Below are 17,257 nucleotides of genomic sequence, written 5' to 3' on the forward strand. Positions count from 1 at the left end.
GCTTACAGCTTCTCCATCTTCTGCCGCACGGCCGGCGCGGTCGACGCCGTCGGCGCCAGTTCCAGATAGGTTTTATAGGCCTGCTTGGCTTTGGCGCCGTCGCCCGCCTTGAAGTAGGCATCGCCCAGGTTCAGGTAGGCGATCGCGCGCGACGGGTCCATCCTGACGGTGTTTTCAAACCAGCGCGCCGCTTCGCGGTATTTCTCCTGCTTGTAGAACACAAAGCCCAGGTTGTTGGCGGCCAGCGCGAAGTCGGGCCGCAGTTTCAGCGCTTCGGTAAATTGCGCCTCAGCCAGGTCGTACTGCTTTTCCTTGTAGTGCTGCAAGCCGCGGTCGTTGGCGCGCTGCGCCAGCTGGCGCGTGGTGCTGGGCACGGCGCCTGGCGTGACGATCTTCTGCTCGCCGCCCTGCAAGTCCTTGACTGTCACGCTGGCCGCCGCCGGCTTGGCGTCGAGCTTGCTGTTCATGGCGATCGCCTCGGTTGACAATTGCGTCGTGTTCGGGCTGAGGAATTCCGTCTCGCCCGGCAATTCGAACACGAAGTCGCCGCCTTCGGAGCCCGGCAGGCTGCCAAAGGCCGGCGTCTGGTTCGACACGCTGGACACGGCCGGCGCCACGTAGGCCGCCAGTTCGGTGGCCGTAATCAGGCCGTCGCCGTTGAGGTCGGCCTTGCCGGCCAGGCCTTGCAACAAGGTCCAGGTAAACACCGAGTGGCCGTTCGGGCCGCCATCGGCCACCAATTGATCGCCGCCGCCGGCCGTCAGCATTTGCCGGCCGATGCGCTTGGCGTTATCGCGCAGGAAGGAACTGCTGCCGGCGCCACGGGTCAGGCCCAGGCCGCTGTAGCAGGCGTCCATCACGAACAGCGCATGCTTGGCCGTCAGGCTTTCGGCGATATTCTGGATTTCCGTCATCGGGATGGCGTCCGTGGCGAACTGCGCCGGATCGGAGTCCGCCGGCACGATATAGCCAAGGTCGCGCCCCGAGCTGAGCTTGCGGGTGGCGCCATGGCCGGCAAAGAAAACAAAGATGCGGTCGTTCTTCTGTACGCCGCCATGGGCCAGCTTGTCGTGGAAGGCGGCCAGGATATTGTTGCGCGTCGCTTCCGCGTTTTTCAACGTCACCACGCGCTCGGGCGCGAAGCCGAACTTGTCGATCAGGGTTTCGCGGATGCTTTGCGCGTCGCGCACCGCATATTGCAGCTTGGGCCACTTGGCGTAGTCATCGATGCCGATCACCACCGCCCAGGAATTGGCGTAGCCGGTCGAGACGGCCACTTTCTCGGGCGCTGGCGCCTCGCCCTTGGCCGATTTGAAGGTGGTGCCGTCCCAGCCGGCGAACTGATAGCCTTCGGCCACCAGGCGGTCCAGGATGGCCGGCAAGGCTTTGACGGTGCGTTCGTGGATATCGTGGAACAGGATAATGCCGCGCCCCGCCTTGTCGACCGAGGCCAGCACGCGGTTGGTGATGGAACTCGGCACCGGGTCGGCCCAGTCCAGCGAATCGATATTCCACATCACCGATTTCAGGTGGGCGTCGGCCAGCGCGGCCATGCCTTCGCTGTTGCGCGCGCCGTAAGGGAAGCGGAACAGCGCGGCACGGTCCGGGCTGATGGCTTTCAGCAAGGTGTCGGTGCCGAGGATTTCGCCCTTGAGCTTGTCGCCGGTTTCCTTCGACAATTGCGCATGGGTGAAGCTATGGTTGCCCACCGCATAGCCTTCTTTCATCAGCTTGCGGCTTACTTCCGCGCCCGCGTTCAGTTTGGCGTGACCCTGCGCGTCCAGGCTGCCCAGATTGCGGCCCACGTTAAAGAACACGGCCGGCACGCCATACTGTTTCAGAATCGCGCTGATTTCTTCCGTGTAGCGGCGGTGCGGGCCGTCGTCAAAGGTCAGCACGATGGTTTTTTTCGGCAAATTCAGGCCGAAGATTTCCGCATCCTCCTTCTTTACGGCGGGTTTCGGTTCCGGTATGGAACCGGCCGGCGGCTTGGTGTACGGCATGACGATGCCGTTTTCCTTGAGGATCTGCTCGCGGTTGTACAGTTTTTTCAGCTGCGCCACGTAGTCGTCCCAGCGTTCGCGTTTCAGTTCGATCGCGCGCTGGCCCATGGTGCCGAAGATCTGGCGTATCTCTTTTTCGTAATTGCGCTCGATTTCCGCCAGCGCGTCGAGGTCTTCCGAAATGCGCTTGTGCAGCTTGATCGCCGGCAAGGAACCGTCTTTCGCCACGTCGGCCAGCAAGCCCTGCAGCAGTTCGCGGAAGGCCAGGCGGTCGGCATCGAACAGGCCCGGGTCCGATTCGATATACGCCAGCAGGCCGTCGACGGCGTCAAAACGGCCGGCGTTGCCGGGCGCCATCAGCTGGTCCAGCATGGCGTCCAGCCTGGCGGTGCGCTCCTGGTTGTCATGGAACAACGCCTGGCCCACTTTGCGCGCTTCGTCGCGCGCGCCTTCGGGCAGGCTGTCCTCGTCGGCCAGCAGCACGATAATCTTGCGGAAATTGGCCAGCAGTTCGCGCAGCTGGGCGGCAACCGCTAGTGCGTCGCTGCTGGCTTTTTTGGCGGCGGCATCCTGTGCTACCGCCTCGGCGGACGGCTGGGCGGGCGTGGCGGGACGGGTAAAAACATGGATGCCGGCGCCTGCGGCCAGGGCCACCACGAGAGTGGCAGCTATCTTGATCGGTTTGGAAGTCACGACTGGGGGGTTCCCTTCAACTACGGAGTTCTGCAAAAACTTGCTTGATCCGTAATTGTAGAGCACGCCAGCGACTTGCACCGTTCGATTTATTTCCGACAGTCACCTTCGACAGGTGTGGCCGGCGCCAGATCGGCTGCCGCCTCGCACAGCAAGCGCCGCACGGTGGCGGCGTCGCCGATGGCGCTCATGGACAGTAGCGCAAAGCGGGCCAGGAACAAGGGCGCGCGTGGTTCGCCGATGCCGCCCATGGTGTGGCACAGCTCGGTGTAAAGATTATCGAGTTCGATGTCGGTCATGCTGCCTCCCTGGTCAATATCGTTGCCAGCGCCTGGCGCACATGCGCCGCCGCCGCCTCATGCCACCGCCCCAGCACATGGCCGTCGGGACGCACCAGGTAAAAGCTGCCGTGGCGCGCGCCGAACAGGGAAAATAGCTGGCCCGTATGGTCCCAGGCGCACAGGCCGGCCGCCTGCAGGGGCTGGCGCGCCACGGCCAGCATGGTCACGCCGGGCACAGCCGCCAGTTCGGCCGGCACGGCGCCATCGTCGCTGAAATACAGGCCCACAAAGCCGCCCTGCCCCAGGTTTACCAGGTCGGTCATGTGCCGTGCCGTCCGCGTGCCATGGTCCAGCAGCGCCAGCGGACACTCGGGCAATACGCTGCCCGGCGCCGGGCCGGCCAAAAATTCATCCGTATCGGCCGCGTTCAGCGGCGACCGCGCATAGGCAATCGCACTGGTCTGGCGCGGGTTGATCAGCGAGCGCACTTGCGGATGCTTGCCGGCCAGGCCCAGCACGGCCGTGCGCATCAGTTCGAACGCAAAGGTGGGCGGCGCCATGAATTCCGTGCTTTTGCTGCCGTGGCGCAGGTTTTCATGGGCGGCAAATACGCGCTCGTCGCAATAGCTGTCCAGCAAGGCAGCGCTCGATTTCCCTTGCACCACATGGGCCAGCTTCCAGGCCAGGTTGTCGGCGTCGTCGATGCCGGAGTTGGCGCCGCGCACGCCGAAAATCGGCACCAGGTGGGCCGCATCACCGGCGAACAGCACCCTGCCGTGGCGGTATTTTTCCAGGGTCAATGCATTGGCCTTGTAGATGGTGATCCACACCGGATGCCAGGGCGCGGTCTCGCCCATCATGGCCAGCAGGCTGTCCACCCTCGGCGCCACGTTCTCGATCAGCACGGCCGCCTGCGCGTCCTCGTCGTCGCGCAACTGGTAGTCGATGCGCCAGATATCGTCGGGCTGCTTGTGCACCAGCACGGTCGAACCGGGATTGGACGGCGGATCGAAATAGGCCAGGCGTTCGGTCGGGCGGCTGCTTTTCAGGTGGATGTCGACGATCACATAGCGTCCTTCGTAGCTGGTGCCCTGCAATTTGAGGCCCAGCGCCTCGCGCACCGCGCTGCGCCCGCCATCGGCGGCCACCAGCCAGTCCGTGTCGATGTTGTACGTTTCATCCGGCGTGGCCAGGGTCAGGCCGGCGCCGCTCCCGCGCTGTTCGACCGCCGTGACTTTTGTTTGCCAGCGAATATCGATCAGTTCGGCATGCCGCTCTGCCGCATCGAGCAGAAACTGTTCGATATGGTATTGCGCCAGGTTGACCATCGGCGGCAGCTTCTGGTGCGCATCCTGCGGCATGCTGAAGTGCAGCACTTCCTCGTCGCGGTAAAAGCTGCGCCCGCCGGCCCAGGGCAGGCCCTTGGCCAGGAAGCCGTCCAGTGCCCCCAGGCGTTCGATGATTTCCAGGCTGCGCCGCGAAATGCAGATGGCGCGGCTGCCGGTACACACGCCATCGTCGGCCTCGACCAGCACCGAGCGCACGCCGTGGCGGGCCAGGCCCAGCGCCGTGGCCAGGCCCACCGGGCCGCCGCCGACAATCAATACGGGCACATGCTGGGTTCCCGCGCCGGCAGGCTTGCCAGGCGGATAAACCCTGGGCACATGGGGGTACGCTTGAAATTCAGGTGTCATGATGATGATTCCTTTCAAATGGCTTGCTTTGCCCTGCCGCGGGCGATCGGCAAGGTCAGCACGATGGCCGCGCCCACCACCAGCAGCGCGCTGGCGTACAGCAGGCCGGTGGCAAAGCTGTTGGTATAGTCTTTCAGCCAGCCGACCACCACCGGATTCAGGGCCGAGCCGATATTGCCGGTGGCGTTGATGACGGCGATGCCGATGGCGCGCGCGGCAAAGCTCAGTGCGCCATCGGGCGTGGTCCAGAACACCGACATGGCGGTATAGGCGCCGGTCGAGGCCATGCAGATGCCCAGCAGCTGCACCATGGGGTTGCCCGAATACGCGGCCAGCAGCCAGCCCGCCGCCGACAGCAGCATCGGCCAGACGATATGCCAGCGCCGCTCCTGCAGGCGGTCCGAGCGGCGGCCCCAGGCGATCATGCCGATCACCGTGCAGACCTGCGGTATGGCGGCCAGCAAGCCGATGGTGGTGTTGCTGGCGCCGCTATTGAAGCTTTTCACGATCAGCGGCGTCCAGACGGCCACCATCGCCAGGGTATTGACCAGGCAAAAGTAGGCCAGGCCGAATTTCAGCACGGTGGGCGAGCACATTTCGGCCAGCACGGACGGTTTGGCGAGGCTGGCGGCTGGCGGCACTGCCGGCTTTTCCGCCTCCAGCATGCGCCCCAGCACCTGCTGTTCCAGCCTGGAGAGCCAGTTCGCCTTGCCTGGCGCATCGTCGAGATAACCATACACGGCCAGCCCCAGCAGCACCGACGGCAGCCCTTCGAGCAGGAACAGCCATTGCCAGCCAGACAGGCCCCAGTGGCCGTCCATGCCCAGGATCAGGCCGGACAGCGCCGAACCGACGGCGGCCGTCACCGGCATGGCGATCATGAACAGCGCGTTGGCCCGCGCCCTGTAGCTGCTCGGAAACCAGAACGTCAGGTACAGCAGCATGCCGGGCAGAAACCCCGCTTCCGTCACGCCGACCAGGAAACGCAGCACGTACAGGCTGGCGGGGCTGGTGGCGAACATGGTGGCGGTCGAGGCCAGGCCCCAGGCGATCATGATGGAGCCGATCCAGCGCCGCGCGCCCAGGCGCGCCAGGATGATATTGCTGGGAATGCTGCAGGCGATATAGCCGATATAGAACAAGGTGGTGGCAAAGCCGAACTGGGTGCCCGACAAGCCCAGGTCCTGCATCATGGTCAGGCCCGCAAAGCCGATATTGATGCGGTCAAGAAAGGAAAACACGAACAGCAGGAACAAAAACCACAGCAAATGGCGCGATACCTTGCGGATCACCTGCTGTTCCAGCGCGGCGGTGGCCGCGTCCGGGATGGGCAAGCTGGCGGAATGGGCGGGATGGGTGGCGTTGGCCATAGGGTGTCTCCATGAAGTGTGCCCGCCATCTGGTTTTTATCGGCGGAGCTGCCGGGTGATCCCGGCTTGAGACACAGTATGCAGACGCCTACGGCTTTGCTTGTCCCCATTTTGGGGACATCACTGGTTCAAAAGGCGTAGATGGAATCAGGCCGCCTGCGGCCCCAGGCACAGCGCAAACAGCTGGCGCTGGCTGGAAATGCCCATCCGCTTGTAGGCGCGCTTCTGGTAGGTGATCACGCTCGATGGCTGCAAACCCATGGCGTCAGCGATCTCGACGGCGGTCAAGCCTTCGAGCACGCCGCGCAGCACGTCGAGTTCGCGCTTGCTGAGGTCAGGGCAATGCCGGCGCAGGCTGGCCAGCATCATGGGACCAGCGCCTTGCAGCGGCTGGCCGTTCAGGCGGTAATGGTGTTGCGCGCCGTGGGCGAACAGCGGCGCCAGGGTTTCGATGGCGGCGATTTCGCCGGGCCCGAACTGGCCCTGGGCGCTGTCGCGATAGAAATTGACGGACAGCCAGATATCGCCGGCCGGCTGCACCAGCAGCGACAGGCGATCCGAGACATTCGGCCGTTGATAGCAGGCGGCGCGGTAGCCGGCATGCGCGATTTCATCGCTGGCCTGCTGGTGCAGCACGATGGCGCAATCCTGCCTGGACGACGCTGGCGCGATCACGCTCTGGTTGCCGTCAAGCGCATAGTAGTGGCGCGCGTAGCTGTCGGCGATGTCCTGCAAAAAGCGCCCGCCGCGCCGGTCGGCCACGGCCACCGTGCGCGGCCGGTTGCCGAACTCATAGGCAAAGATGGTGCACTGGACGATGGGCGCCGCGCTGGCCACGGTTTTCAGGATGGCGCCGGCCATGGCGTTGACGTCCTCATGGCCGATCGCGCTCATCAGGTCAAAGGCGCGGCCCAGGTCCAGCTGGCCTTCCGAAGACTTGCGTTCGACCCGCCAGTAGCGCATGGCCGCTCCTTGCCTACTGCTGGCGCTGTGGCAACACCCAGTCAGGACGGACGAAATGGCAGGTGTAGCCGTGTGGCAGGCGCTGCAAATAATCCTGGTGCTCGGGTTCGGCTTGCCAGAACGGGCCGGCCGGCGCCACTTCCGTCACCACCTTGCCGGGCCACAGGCCGGAAGCGTCGACGTCGCGAATGGTCTCTTCGGCCACCTGCTTCTGTTCCTCGCTGGTGTAGTAGATGGCCGAGCGGTAGCTGGTGCCGCGGTCATTGCCCTGGCGGTTTTCGGTGCTCGGATCGTGGATCTGGAAAAACAATTCCAGCAGCCGGCGGTAGCTGATCACGGCCGGGTCGAACGTGATCTCGATGCCTTCGGCGTGGGTGCCGTGGTTGCGGTAAGTGGCGTCGGCCACATCGCCGCCCGTGTAGCCCACGCGCGTCGCTTCCACGCCAGGATAGCGGCGCAGCAGGTCCTGCACGCCCCAGAAGCAGCCGCCAGCGAGGATTGCGGTTTCAGTCTTATGTGCCATGGTGTTGTCCTTGTTCAGAGATAAGCTATCTTACCGCGTCCGGCGGATTTCTTCAGTGCGTGTCCACACAGTAGCCCAGGCGTTTCAGTTGCGCCGCCTGGTAGGCGCCGATGGCATCGTTGAACAGGCAGCGTATCAGCGGATCGTCGGTGATATCGGCCTCGCGCAATTCGGCCAGGGTGGCGTCATCAAAAGCCGCGTCGTTGATGCGAATGTACATCGAGGTCAGCGATTCGCCGAGCACCAGCGCCGCATGGCATTTCGCCAGCGGCACATCGGTGGTCCACGATGGCGCCTCATCCGTCGCTGGCACCAGGTCGATCAGGTCGCCATCGAGGCGGTAGTGCAGCACCGTGGCCGCGCCGTCATGGCGGTACAGCGACAAGCGCCACAAACGCGGCTGCTGAAAGTAACTGTCCTCGAACAGCTCCATGTCGCGGTAGCGCTCCAGCAGGCCATGGCGGCAGAAGTCCAGCACCAGCGCCGCCTCCGCCTCGCTCAAGGCCGGGAAACGCCGCGCGATGTCGGCCGTGGCCGGCGGCGCGAGGCCAGGCCGATAGTCAAAATCGATCTCCTGCGCCCCCACCGGGATCACCCACGGCAGCGGCGCGGCTTGTGTCAAGCCATCGGCATCGAGCAGTACCGACACCGATGGGTCGAGCCGCAGCACGCTGGCCTTTGGTACCGCCGCGCCCACCTCGCGCGCGAACTGGCGGTAGGTGACGGGGAACATCGCGTGGTTATACCAGGACCAGTCCTCCTGCACGAACTGGCAGGAACTGGGCACGATATAGCGTGGCGCCAGCACCTGCAATTGCTCCAGCCAGTCGTCGGGCAAGGTGGGCCGCGCCGGGCCGGCCAGCCGGGGCGCGATCACGGCCACTTCGCGCATGGTCTGGAACGGCCACAGCACCATGTCCCACGGCCCGAGGGCCGCCAGCTGCGCCAGCGTCTCGGGGCCGATCCACGAGTCGACCACGTTGAGCACATTCACGCCGGCGGCGCGCACCTGGAACAGCGAGTCGACATCGTCGTCGAGCGCGCGGCGCGGTATCACCTCGATCGCGCCCACCCGCACCGGCACATCGACCCGCAGGCGCGCGACTTTTTCAAAGCCCAAAGTGCGGATCATCTGGAACAGTTCGTCGAAGATGCAATACAGGTAGATCGGCGTGGCGCGGTCGAGAAAATCGAGGCTTTCCAGCGACAGATGATCGTCGTGAAAATGCGAGATAAACACGGCATCGAGGCGCAGCTGGCGCACCTGGTCAAGGTCGAAGCGCACGTCCGGGAAAGCGTGGCAATTGCGGCTGAACGGATTTTCGACGATGGGATCAAAGGCGATGGCGGTGCCGTCGCAGTCGAAGACATAGCCGGCATGCAGGATGCGGGAGATTTTAAGGGGCATAAAAATATCCGGAAAGGCAGCGCACCATGATAGCCCAGAATGGCGCGCGCCCGATAACGCTTAGTATGGATTGTTCAGCACATCCATCGCAAAATACGTGAAGATCATGTCGGCCCCCGCGCGCTTGATGGCGCCCAGGGTTTCCTGCACCACGCGGCGCTCGTCGATGGCGCCGGCTTGCGCGGCAAACTTGATCATCGCGTATTCGCCGCTGACCTGGTAGGCGCCGATCGGCAGGCGTGTCACTTCGCGCAGGTCGCGGATGATGTCCAGGTAGGCCCCGGCCGGCTTGACCATCAGCGCGTCGGCGCCTTCGGCCTCGTCGATCAGCGACTCGCGGATCGCTTCGCGGCGGTTCATCGGGTCCATCTGGTAGGTCTTGCGGTCGCCCTTGAGGGTGCTGCCGGCCGCATCGCGGAACGGGCCGTACAGGCCGGAGGCGAACTTGGTCGAATAGGCCATCACTGGCGTGTCGTGGAAACCGGCAGCGTCAAGCGCGCTGCGGATCGCCGCCACCTGGCCGTCCATCGCGGCCGACGGCGCGATGATGTCGGCGCCGGCCCGGGCGGCGATCACCGCCTGCTTGCCCAGGTTTTGCACCGTGCTGTCATTGTCGACCGTGTCGCCGTGCAGGATGCCGCAGTGGCCGTGGTCCGTGTATTCGCAAAAGCAGGTGTCGGACATGACCACCATCTCGGGCACGGCGTCCTTGATGATGCGCGACATGCGCGCCACCAGCCCGTCCGGGTTCAGGGTATCGCTGCCGTGGCTGTCCTTGTGGTGCGAAATGCCGAAGGTCATCACCGAACGCAGGCCGGCGCGCGCATAGCGCTCCACTTCCTGCGCCAGCTTCGCTTCGGGGATGCGGCGCACGCCGGGCATGGACTTGATGTCGACAAAATCGCTGGCGCCTTCGTCGACGAAGATCGGCAACACCAGGTCGCGCGGATTGATCTCGGTTTCGCGGAACAATTCACGCAATTGCGGGTTGGCGCGCAAGCGGCGCATGCGCGAAGTAGGGAAAGTTGCTGGCATGGGGTGACTGGCTTTTCTGGTTGAAAGACGCCGCAAGTATACGCCCATCGCGCCAGCTGCGCCGGGCAGGCCTCAAAAAACCGCGCCTGCCTCAAGAAACGGCGGCAAGGCGCGGCGCCGCCACGCCGGCCGCCCCCTCGGCGGGCACGCTGCGCAGGGCCGACAGCTGCCAGCGCATGGTGGCCGCCAGCTGCACCAGCATGGCGCCGCGTCGGCGCGCATCGGCGCGCTTTTTTGACGGCACCTCGGCCAGGTCGGGCTCGCGGCACGGCGTACACGGCAGCCGGTAATTGCCATCGCTGCCGGGCAGCGCATGCAGCTCCTCCCACGCCAGGTCGTAGTCGCACGAGATGTGGCGCCGGCGCCGGCCATTGAGCGCAATGCGGTTGTCGTTGCTGACCAGTTCGAGCTGGCGGCAGCCGTAAAAGTCGCCCAGGTCGCGCAGCAGCGCCACCATCAGGTTCTTCGGCCGGCAGCCGTGCAAGGCGCGGGTGGCCTCGCGCACGGCCTGCGCACCGGCGTTTGACCGCAAGCCTTGCAGCGCGCCCAGCTGCACGCTGGCGCCGGCGCGGTGCGGCCGGAACAAAAAGCTGGCCAGGTACAGCGGTTCGCCGTCGCGCGTCAGGCGCAAACACAGTTCGCCTTCGCGATAGCTTTCGTGGATGGCGGTCAGCTGCAGCCGGTACAGGGCACCGTCGCGCCCTTCCACGCTGGCCAGCACCAGCGCGCGCCGCGCCGCGTATTCGACCAGCGGACGCGCGCCCACCTGCCATAAAAAGCGGTAATGCCCTTGCAGCAGGGTGACGCGGGCGGCGCAGCCGGCGCCGCGCAGCGCGTAGGGGCGATAAATCTTGTACAGCAAACAGGCATGCTCTTGCGCCAGCGCGGCCATGCCGGGCGTGTCGTTGATAAAAGCTTGCCAGCGCGCGCGCTGGCGGGGAAACACCAGGGCGCCCAGCAAGGCCTTGAGTTGGTGGCCTTCGCGGTCAAAGGCGGGTGGCGCCTGTGGCGTCAGGCCGGCGATAAAGGAAGTCATGGAAACGGTTCTTCGGCGCTCGTCTGTCAATGCGCGGCCTCGGCCGCGAGCAGCCCGGACCAGGCGGCTGCACCGCAGTGCAGCCGCTCCGCGACGGGTAGGCACATGATAGGCGAGGCGAAAAACCAGGGGGGTTACAAGTTGGCAATGTGAACCATGCGCCCGGCCATGCTAGCGATTCAGGCGCAGCCGCACGCACAGGCCCGGCGCCGCATCCTCGACCTCCAGGCTGCCGCCGTGCAGCGCCGCGATCGCCGCGACGATAGACAGGCCCAGGCCATTGCCTGGCAGGTGGCGGCTTTTGTCGAGGCGGTAAAAGCGCTGCGTCAGCTTGGGCAACTCGCTGGCCGGCACACCCGGGCCGTTGTCGCGCACGGCCAGCCAGGCACCGGCCGCGTCCTGCCCGCACGACACTTCCACCGTGCTGCCCTGCCCCGCGTACTTGATGGCGTTGTCGACCAGGCTGGCCAGCGCGCTGCCCAGCAGGTTGCGGTCGCCGCGCGCCGGCAGCTCGGGGCCATACAGCTGCACCAGCAGCACACCCTGCTCGTCGGCCGTCGCCTCGTACATTTCCACGATATCGGCGCCGATCTGCTGCAGGTCGATATCGCTGAAGTATTCGGGGCGCATGCCCGATTCGGCCGCCGCGATCTGCAGCAGCTTGTCGAACACGCGCGTCAGGTCATCGATGTCGGCGATCGCCGACTGCGCCGCGCCCTGCCAGGCTTGCACCGTCTGCGGCTGGCGCAGCGCACCATCGAGCTTGTTGCGCACCCGCGCCAGCGGCGTGCGCAGGTCGTGGGCAATCGCGTTCGAGACGTGGCGCACGCCTTCCATCAGGTGTTCGATGCGGTCCAGCATGCGGTTGATGTCGCGGCTGAGTTTGCCGAATTCGTCGTCGCTGGCCACCGGAATGCGCTGCGACAGGTCGCCCGCCTCGATCTCGGCGGCGGTGCGGCGTATCTGTCCGATGCGCGCCTCCAGCTGGCGCCGGAACAGCCAGGCGCCAGCCACCATCAGCACAATCGCCACCCCGCCGCCATAGGCGATCGAGCGCAGCACCAGGGTGCGGATCGAATCGCTTTCCAGCATGGCGCGCCCGACGTACAGGCGCGAGCCGTCGATCAGGTCGCGGATCAGCAGCCGCGCCGGCACCACGCGCCCTTCGCGCGTCACATGCACGTGCAGCAGCTTGCCGGCCGGGCTCTCGGCCACCGGCCAGCTCGACAGGTTGCCGGAGATGCGCCGTCCTTCGGCACTGACCAGCAGGAAAATCTCGGTATCGCTGTCGGTGCGGTCGGTCAGCAAGTGCGCGATCTCGGCCGAGGTTCTCGTGCTGTCCTCGGGCCGGTACAAGAGCGCCAGGCGCTCGGACAGCACCGTCAGCTTGCGGTCCACGCTGCGATCGAGCACGCCGATGGTGCCGAAATAGAATACGCCGCAGACGATGGCGATGGAAATGGCCAGCAGCAGGCCGTAGCCCAGCGCCAGGCGGGCCGCGATCGACTTAGGCATGCGGGCCGCTTTCCAGCACGCCCAGGGTATAGCCGACGCCGCGCACCGTGTGGATCAGCGCCGGCGAGAATTCCTTGTCGATCTTGGTGCGCAGGCGGCTGACCTGCACGTCGATCACATTGGTCTGCGGGTCGAAATGGTAATCCCACACCGCTTCGAGCAGCATGGCGCGCGTGACCGACTGGCCCTGGTGGCGCATCAGGTATTCGAGCAGGCGAAACTCGCGCGGCTGCAGCGCGATCTGGCGGTTGGCGCGCGTCACGCGCATGGTGCGCATGTCGAGCACCAGGTCGGCCACCTGCAGCTGGGTGGCGTCGGGCACCGGCGCGGCGCGGCGCAGCAGCGCTTCGATGCGGGCCAGCAGCTCGTCGATGGCGAACGGCTTGGACAGGTAATCGTCGCCGCCGCTGCGCAGGCCGCGCACGCGCTCGTCAACGCTGGACAGGGCCGACAGCACCAGCACCGGCGTATTGCGGCCCATGCCGCGCAGCCGCGCGACGATGGCCAAGCCGTCGATCTCGCCCGGCAGCAGGCGGTCGAGCACCAGCGCGTCCCATTCCTCGCCGCAGGCCAGGCGCATGCCGTCGATGCCGTTGTCACAGGCGACAACCTCATGGCCGGCGTCGCGCAGGCCGGCGCAAATATAGCGGGAAGTATCGGCTTCGTCTTCGATGACCAGGCAGCGCACGGTGAATCCTTATGAATCAGTGGAAATATGCGCAGCATACGCCAGGCGGACGCGGCTTGCCAGTCCCGGACCTGAAAACGGGCAGGATGCGGCGGCGCGTGCGCAGGGCGGGAGATTGCGGGCTCAGGTACAATATGCGCTCGACCTTGATGGGCCGCGCCCGCGCAGGTGCGCCCGCCACACACAAGCACACAGCCATGAAATCCATTTCTACCCTCGTACTGGCGCTGGCCCTGGCCACCGCGCATGCCGGCGCCATCGCCAAAGACACCAAGCAAAGCCTGCTGTTCGACGAAATCCCCATCGGCAGCTGGAGTACCTCGGCCGAACTGGGCGCCATCACCACCTCGGGCAATACGGCCGGCACCTCGGTCACCGGCAAGATCGACGCGCGCCAGGAGCTCGACGACTGGAGCAACCAGTACATCTTCAGCGGCTACTTCAAGGAAGACAAGAATACCGATGACGAGGGCCACCGCTACCGCGAGCGCTCGGCCGAACGCTTTTCCGCCTCCGGCAAGGCCGCCTACAAGCTGATGTCCGACAATGAAAAACTGTTCGTGCTGGCCTCGCACGTCAACGACCGTTTCGGCGCCTATACCAAATACAGCACCCTGGCCGTCGGTCACGGTTCGCGCTGGTACCAGTCCGACGACAAGAGCGTCGACGTGGAAGTCGGTCCGGGCTACTTCAGCGGCACCAACGACGAAGGCGTGTCCGAGCATGGCCTGACCATCCGCGGCGCGGCGGCCATGAAATGGAAGGTGAGCCAGTCGGCCATGTTCACGCAGACGGTCAGCGTTGAACGCGGCACCTCGAATACCCACTCGATCGCCGAATCGGCGCTCAGCGCCAAGATCAACGGCACCATGCAGATGAAGGCCGCCTTCAGCGCCCGCAACGACACGCGCGTGCCCGACGACAAGAAGAACACCGATACGCAAACCTCGCTGACCCTCGTCTATTCATTCTGACGTGCGGCCTTCCATGCCTGCCCGCCACCTCCCTGGCGCCCTGCTGCTGTGCGCCACCGTGCTGCTCGGTGGCTGCGCCGCCGTCACCGTCTCCGATATTTCGCCCGCCGACTATCTGCAGCAGCGGCGCGGCGACGTACTGACCACCGGCAAGCTGAGTGCGGCGGCCAGCGAGGTGCTGCGCATTATCGGCAGCGACATCGACGCTTGCACCAGCAACGCCGGCACTTGCCGCGCCGACCTGGCCCGTTCCACCCTGCTGAGCGACGAGCAGCGCCTGGCGACCCTGTCCGAACTGTGGCTGGGGACTGCCTTGCAGGAGGAAAAACAGGCCGGCCACGACAGCGCCAGCCTGCTGGCGGCCTGGCTGGAATCGGCCCGCTACGCCTATGCCTACCTGTTCTACACCGCGCGCACGCCAGGCCAGCGCGCGTTCGAAGAGCGGCAGACGCAAATTCGCGACTACTACAACTACGCGGTGCAAAAAGCCGTCGTCAACCTGTTTCGCCATCATCGCGAGTACCGGCCGGACGGCAATGCGGTGCTGGTGTCCGGCTGGCGCATCGACAGCGAACTTTCCGCGCTGCGCCTGCCGCAGGACGGCACCCTGCCCGAAGAACTGCTGCCGGCCACCTCGCTGGCGTTTTCAGGCGTGCGCAATGTGTACCGGCGCGACGGCTTTGGCGCCGAGCTGGTGGCCGTCATGCCCAAGCCGGCAGCAGCAAAAGACACTGCGGCGCCCTACCGGGAAACCCGCTTTCCCGTCGTCACGGCGCTGATCCGCTTCGAAGGCAATAGCCTCGATGAGGTGCTGGCCACGCAAAACCTGATGCTGGTGCTGGCCGACCCGACCCGCAGTACCAGCATCGGCATGGCCGGCCAGGAGCTGCCGGTGGCGGCCAATTTCACGGCCGGCTATGGCCTGTGGCTGGCGCGTTCGGGTTTCGGCCTGCAGGCGCTGCGTACCCTGTTCGGCAGCGCCGACGGCCTGTCGCGCCCGCAGGTCCACCTGATGCAGCCTTACGATCCGTCCAAGCGCACCATCGTCATGCTGCACGGCCTGGCCAGCAGTCCCGAGGCGTGGATCAATGTGGCCAACGAACTGATGGGCGACGAGCAGCTGCGCCGGCGCTACCAGATCTGGCAGGTCTATTATCCAAGCAATGCGCCGCTGGCGGCGAACAATGCGGCCATCCGCCAGGCCCTGGCCGCCACGCTGGCCCATTTCGATCCCGCCGGCCGCGCGCCGGCCTCGAACCAGATGGTGCTGATCGGCCACAGCATGGGCGGCGTGCTGGCGCGGCTGATGGTCTCCGACGCCAGGGACACCCTGCTCGACGCCATCACCGAGCAATATCAGCTCAAGGGCCGGAAGGCGGAAAAAGTGCGCGCGGGCCTGGCGCCCTACCTGAATTTCTCGGCCATGCCGCAGGTGAACCGCGCCATTTTCATCGCCGCTCCGCACCGCGGCACCTCGTTTGCCAACTACAAGGTGGCGCGCTGGATCGGCAACCTGGTGACCTTGCCGATCACCATGCTCGATCAGCTGTCCGACGCCGCCGGCAGCCTGGCGCAGCTCAACACCAGTGATGCTGCGGGCGACAGCGCGCCGCTGCGCATCCCCAACAGCATCGACAATCTCAGTGACAAGGACCCGTTCGTGCAACTGGTGGCCGACCTGCCGATCAGCCCGGCAGTGCGCTACTACTCCATCATGGGCAACGACACGCCCGAGCTGCCGCTGGCGCAATCGAACGACGGCGTGGTGCCCTACGCCAGCGCCCACCTGGCGGGCGCCCAATCGGAAAAGGTATTTCCATCCTGGCATAGCGTGCAGGAAAATCCGCAGGCGATCCTGGAGATACGGCGGATCTTGCGGCTGGCGGATTGAAAACACTGAGGCTAGCCCATCGGCAGCTCGATCAGATCATTGTGCAGCAAGGCGATGCGATTCACGGCTTCATTTATCATATCAAGCAAGACCATGACACATTCATGGCTGAAGTTCAGCGACAGCCCAGCCCATGCGCGCCTGCTGGCGGACCGCCTGAGGGCGGATCCGCCCTGACCGTCAACCCGGCTCCTTCCACTGCGCCTTGATCTCCAGCATCGCCGGCAGATGCGCGACAAACAATTCCAGCAGTGCGGGATCGAAGTGCTTGCCGCTGTCGCCCGACATGGTGGCTATCGCTTCTGCCACCGTCCAGGCGCGCTTGTAGGGGCGCTCGCTGGTCAGGGCGTCGAACACGTCGGCAATCGCCACGATGCGGCCCTCGACGGCGATTTCCTCGCCCTTCAGGCCGTTGGGATAGCCGCTGCCGTCCCATTTTTCATGGTGCGTCAGGGCGATGGTGCGCGCCATCTTGAGCAACCCTGCCGCATGTTCGCCGATAATGGCCGCGCCGATTTCGGCGTGGCTGCGCATGACCTGCCATTCTCCGGCATCGAGCTTGCCCGGCTTTTGCAGGATGGCGTCGGGGATGCCGATCTTGCCGACGTCGTGCATGGGCGCGGCGTTGAGCAGGTCCTCGGCGTGGGCCTCGCTGAAGCCGGCCGCCAGCGCCAGCTGGCGCGCGTAATAGCTCATGCGGATGACGTGCATGCCGGTTTCGTTGTCCTTGTACTCGGCCGCCTGGCCCAGGCGCTGGATTACCTGCAGGCGCGAACGGCGCAGTTCGGCCGCGTCGACCAGCGACAGATGGGTGCGCACGCGCGCACGCACGATGGGCGGGCTGACCGGCTTGGTGATGTAGTCGACGGCGCCGGCCTCGAAGCCTTCCGTTTCATCCTTCACGTCGGACAGGGCCGTGACGAAGATCACGGGAATGGCCGCCGTGTGCGGCATGGCCTTGAGCTTGCGGCACACTTCGTAGCCGGTCATGGCGGGCATCATGATGTCAAGCAGGATCAGCTCGACCGGATTGGCCTGCGCCAGTTCGAGCGCCTTTTCGCCGTCCTTGGCGTACAGCAGGCGATAGTCGTCCTGCAGGATCTGGCGCAGCACCTGCAGGTTGGTCGCTTCGTCGTCGACCAGCAGCACGATGGGTTTCTGTTCGGGTAATGTCATGGTTGCT

The 17,257-nt window shown here is 65.4% G+C and carries 14 protein-coding genes; 2 read left to right on the forward strand and 12 right to left on the reverse strand.

All coding sequences use genetic code 11. From position 1 onward, the window contains the following. Positions 1 to 2: 2 nt before the first annotated feature. The 11 genes from ASR47_RS14945 to ASR47_RS14995 form a co-directional block, all read right to left on the reverse strand. On the reverse strand, positions 3 to 2,696 hold the full coding sequence (locus ASR47_RS14945) for a polysaccharide deacetylase family protein (RefSeq protein WP_065308571.1): 2,694 nt from the start codon (positions 2,694 to 2,696) through the stop codon (positions 3 to 5). 89 nt (positions 2,697 to 2,785) lie between these two features. Beyond that, a complete protein-coding gene (locus ASR47_RS14950) occupies positions 2,786 to 2,995 on the reverse strand; it encodes a hypothetical protein (RefSeq protein ID WP_065308572.1) in 210 nt (69 codons plus the stop codon). Continuing rightward, a complete protein-coding gene (locus tag ASR47_RS14955; protein WP_065308573.1) occupies positions 2,992 to 4,671 on the reverse strand; it encodes an FAD-dependent oxidoreductase in 1,680 nt (559 codons plus the stop codon). The genes ASR47_RS14950 and ASR47_RS14955 overlap by 4 nt, the downstream gene beginning before the upstream one ends. A gap of 14 nt (positions 4,672 to 4,685) precedes the next feature. Further along, entirely contained in the window at positions 4,686 to 6,041 is a 1,356-nt protein-coding gene (locus ASR47_RS14960; protein WP_082988943.1) for an MFS transporter, read from the reverse strand. A gap of 147 nt (positions 6,042 to 6,188) precedes the next feature. Next, positions 6,189 to 7,004, reverse strand: coding sequence for a helix-turn-helix transcriptional regulator (locus ASR47_RS14965; protein ID WP_065308574.1), 816 nt, complete (start codon positions 7,002 to 7,004; stop codon positions 6,189 to 6,191). Between the two features lie 13 nt (positions 7,005 to 7,017). Next, positions 7,018 to 7,527: a peptide-methionine (S)-S-oxide reductase MsrA gene (gene msrA / locus ASR47_RS14970; RefSeq protein ID WP_065308575.1), complete on the reverse strand. Its 510-nt coding sequence runs from the start codon at positions 7,525 to 7,527 to the stop codon at positions 7,018 to 7,020. Between the two features lie 52 nt (positions 7,528 to 7,579). Next, positions 7,580 to 8,935 (reverse strand): MBL fold metallo-hydrolase, encoded by a 1,356-nt coding sequence (locus ASR47_RS14975; protein ID WP_065308576.1) that lies wholly within the window; start codon positions 8,933 to 8,935, stop codon positions 7,580 to 7,582. Between the two features lie 60 nt (positions 8,936 to 8,995). Continuing rightward, positions 8,996 to 9,970, reverse strand: a complete 975-nt coding sequence (hemB, locus tag ASR47_RS14980; RefSeq protein ID WP_065308577.1) for a porphobilinogen synthase — start codon at positions 9,968 to 9,970, stop codon at positions 8,996 to 8,998. A gap of 91 nt (positions 9,971 to 10,061) precedes the next feature. After that, positions 10,062 to 11,006 carry a DUF535 family protein gene (locus ASR47_RS14985; RefSeq protein ID WP_065308578.1) on the reverse strand — a complete coding sequence of 315 codons (945 nt, stop codon included), beginning with the start codon at positions 11,004 to 11,006 and terminating at the stop codon, positions 10,062 to 10,064. A gap of 171 nt (positions 11,007 to 11,177) precedes the next feature. Then, positions 11,178 to 12,521: a sensor histidine kinase gene (locus ASR47_RS14990; protein ID WP_065308579.1), complete on the reverse strand. Its 1,344-nt coding sequence runs from the start codon at positions 12,519 to 12,521 to the stop codon at positions 11,178 to 11,180. Further along, positions 12,514 to 13,209 carry a winged helix-turn-helix domain-containing protein gene (locus ASR47_RS14995; protein WP_065308580.1) on the reverse strand — a complete coding sequence of 232 codons (696 nt, stop codon included), beginning with the start codon at positions 13,207 to 13,209 and terminating at the stop codon, positions 12,514 to 12,516. The genes ASR47_RS14990 and ASR47_RS14995 overlap by 8 nt, the downstream gene beginning before the upstream one ends. Positions 13,210 to 13,406: 197 nt before the next feature. Between ASR47_RS14995 and ASR47_RS15000 the strand changes: the two genes are divergently transcribed. Both ASR47_RS15000 and ASR47_RS15005 read left to right on the forward strand, forming a co-directional pair. Beyond that, positions 13,407 to 14,183, forward strand: a complete 777-nt coding sequence (locus ASR47_RS15000) for a DUF481 domain-containing protein (protein ID WP_065308581.1) — start codon at positions 13,407 to 13,409, stop codon at positions 14,181 to 14,183. A gap of 13 nt (positions 14,184 to 14,196) precedes the next feature. Then, complete coding sequence (locus tag ASR47_RS15005) at positions 14,197 to 16,074, forward strand: esterase/lipase family protein (protein ID WP_065308582.1); 1,878 nt, start codon at positions 14,197 to 14,199, stop codon at positions 16,072 to 16,074. Between the two features lie 180 nt (positions 16,075 to 16,254). On the opposite strand, the gene ASR47_RS15010 is transcribed toward ASR47_RS15005, so the two are convergent. After that, on the reverse strand, positions 16,255 to 17,250 hold the full coding sequence (locus ASR47_RS15010; protein WP_065308583.1) for a response regulator: 996 nt from the start codon (positions 17,248 to 17,250) through the stop codon (positions 16,255 to 16,257). Positions 17,251 to 17,257 lie beyond the last annotated feature (7 nt).

Source organism: Janthinobacterium psychrotolerans, from assembly GCF_001677885.1.
Taxonomy (GTDB): domain Bacteria; phylum Pseudomonadota; class Gammaproteobacteria; order Burkholderiales; family Burkholderiaceae_D; genus Janthinobacterium; species Janthinobacterium psychrotolerans.

What these genes read in the sequence shown, in the direction of transcription:
- ASR47_RS14950 (WP_065308572.1), bottom strand. Translation starts at nt 2,995, where the DNA reads ATGACCGACATCGAACTCGATAATCTTTACACCGAGCTGTGCCACACC.
- ASR47_RS14955 (WP_065308573.1), bottom strand. Translation starts at nt 4,671, where the DNA reads ATGACACCTGAATTTCAAGCGTACCCCCATGTGCCCAGGGTTTATCCG.
- ASR47_RS14960 (WP_082988943.1), bottom strand. Translation starts at nt 6,041, where the DNA reads ATGGCCAACGCCACCCATCCCGCCCATTCCGCCAGCTTGCCCATCCCG.
- ASR47_RS14965 (WP_065308574.1), bottom strand. Translation starts at nt 7,004, where the DNA reads ATGCGCTACTGGCGGGTCGAACGCAAGTCTTCGGAAGGCCAGCTGGAC.
- msrA (WP_065308575.1), bottom strand. Translation starts at nt 7,527, where the DNA reads ATGGCACATAAGACTGAAACCGCAATCCTCGCTGGCGGCTGCTTCTGG.
- ASR47_RS14975 (WP_065308576.1), bottom strand. Translation starts at nt 8,935, where the DNA reads ATGCCCCTTAAAATCTCCCGCATCCTGCATGCCGGCTATGTCTTCGAC.
- hemB (WP_065308577.1), bottom strand. Translation starts at nt 9,970, where the DNA reads ATGCCAGCAACTTTCCCTACTTCGCGCATGCGCCGCTTGCGCGCCAAC.
- ASR47_RS14985 (WP_065308578.1), bottom strand. Translation starts at nt 11,006, where the DNA reads ATGACTTCCTTTATCGCCGGCCTGACGCCACAGGCGCCACCCGCCTTT.
- ASR47_RS14990 (WP_065308579.1), bottom strand. Translation starts at nt 12,521, where the DNA reads ATGCCTAAGTCGATCGCGGCCCGCCTGGCGCTGGGCTACGGCCTGCTG.
- ASR47_RS15000 (WP_065308581.1), top strand. Translation starts at nt 13,407, where the DNA reads ATGAAATCCATTTCTACCCTCGTACTGGCGCTGGCCCTGGCCACCGCG.
- ASR47_RS15005 (WP_065308582.1), top strand. Translation starts at nt 14,197, where the DNA reads ATGCCTGCCCGCCACCTCCCTGGCGCCCTGCTGCTGTGCGCCACCGTG.
- ASR47_RS15010 (WP_065308583.1), bottom strand. Translation starts at nt 17,250, where the DNA reads ATGACATTACCCGAACAGAAACCCATCGTGCTGCTGGTCGACGACGAA.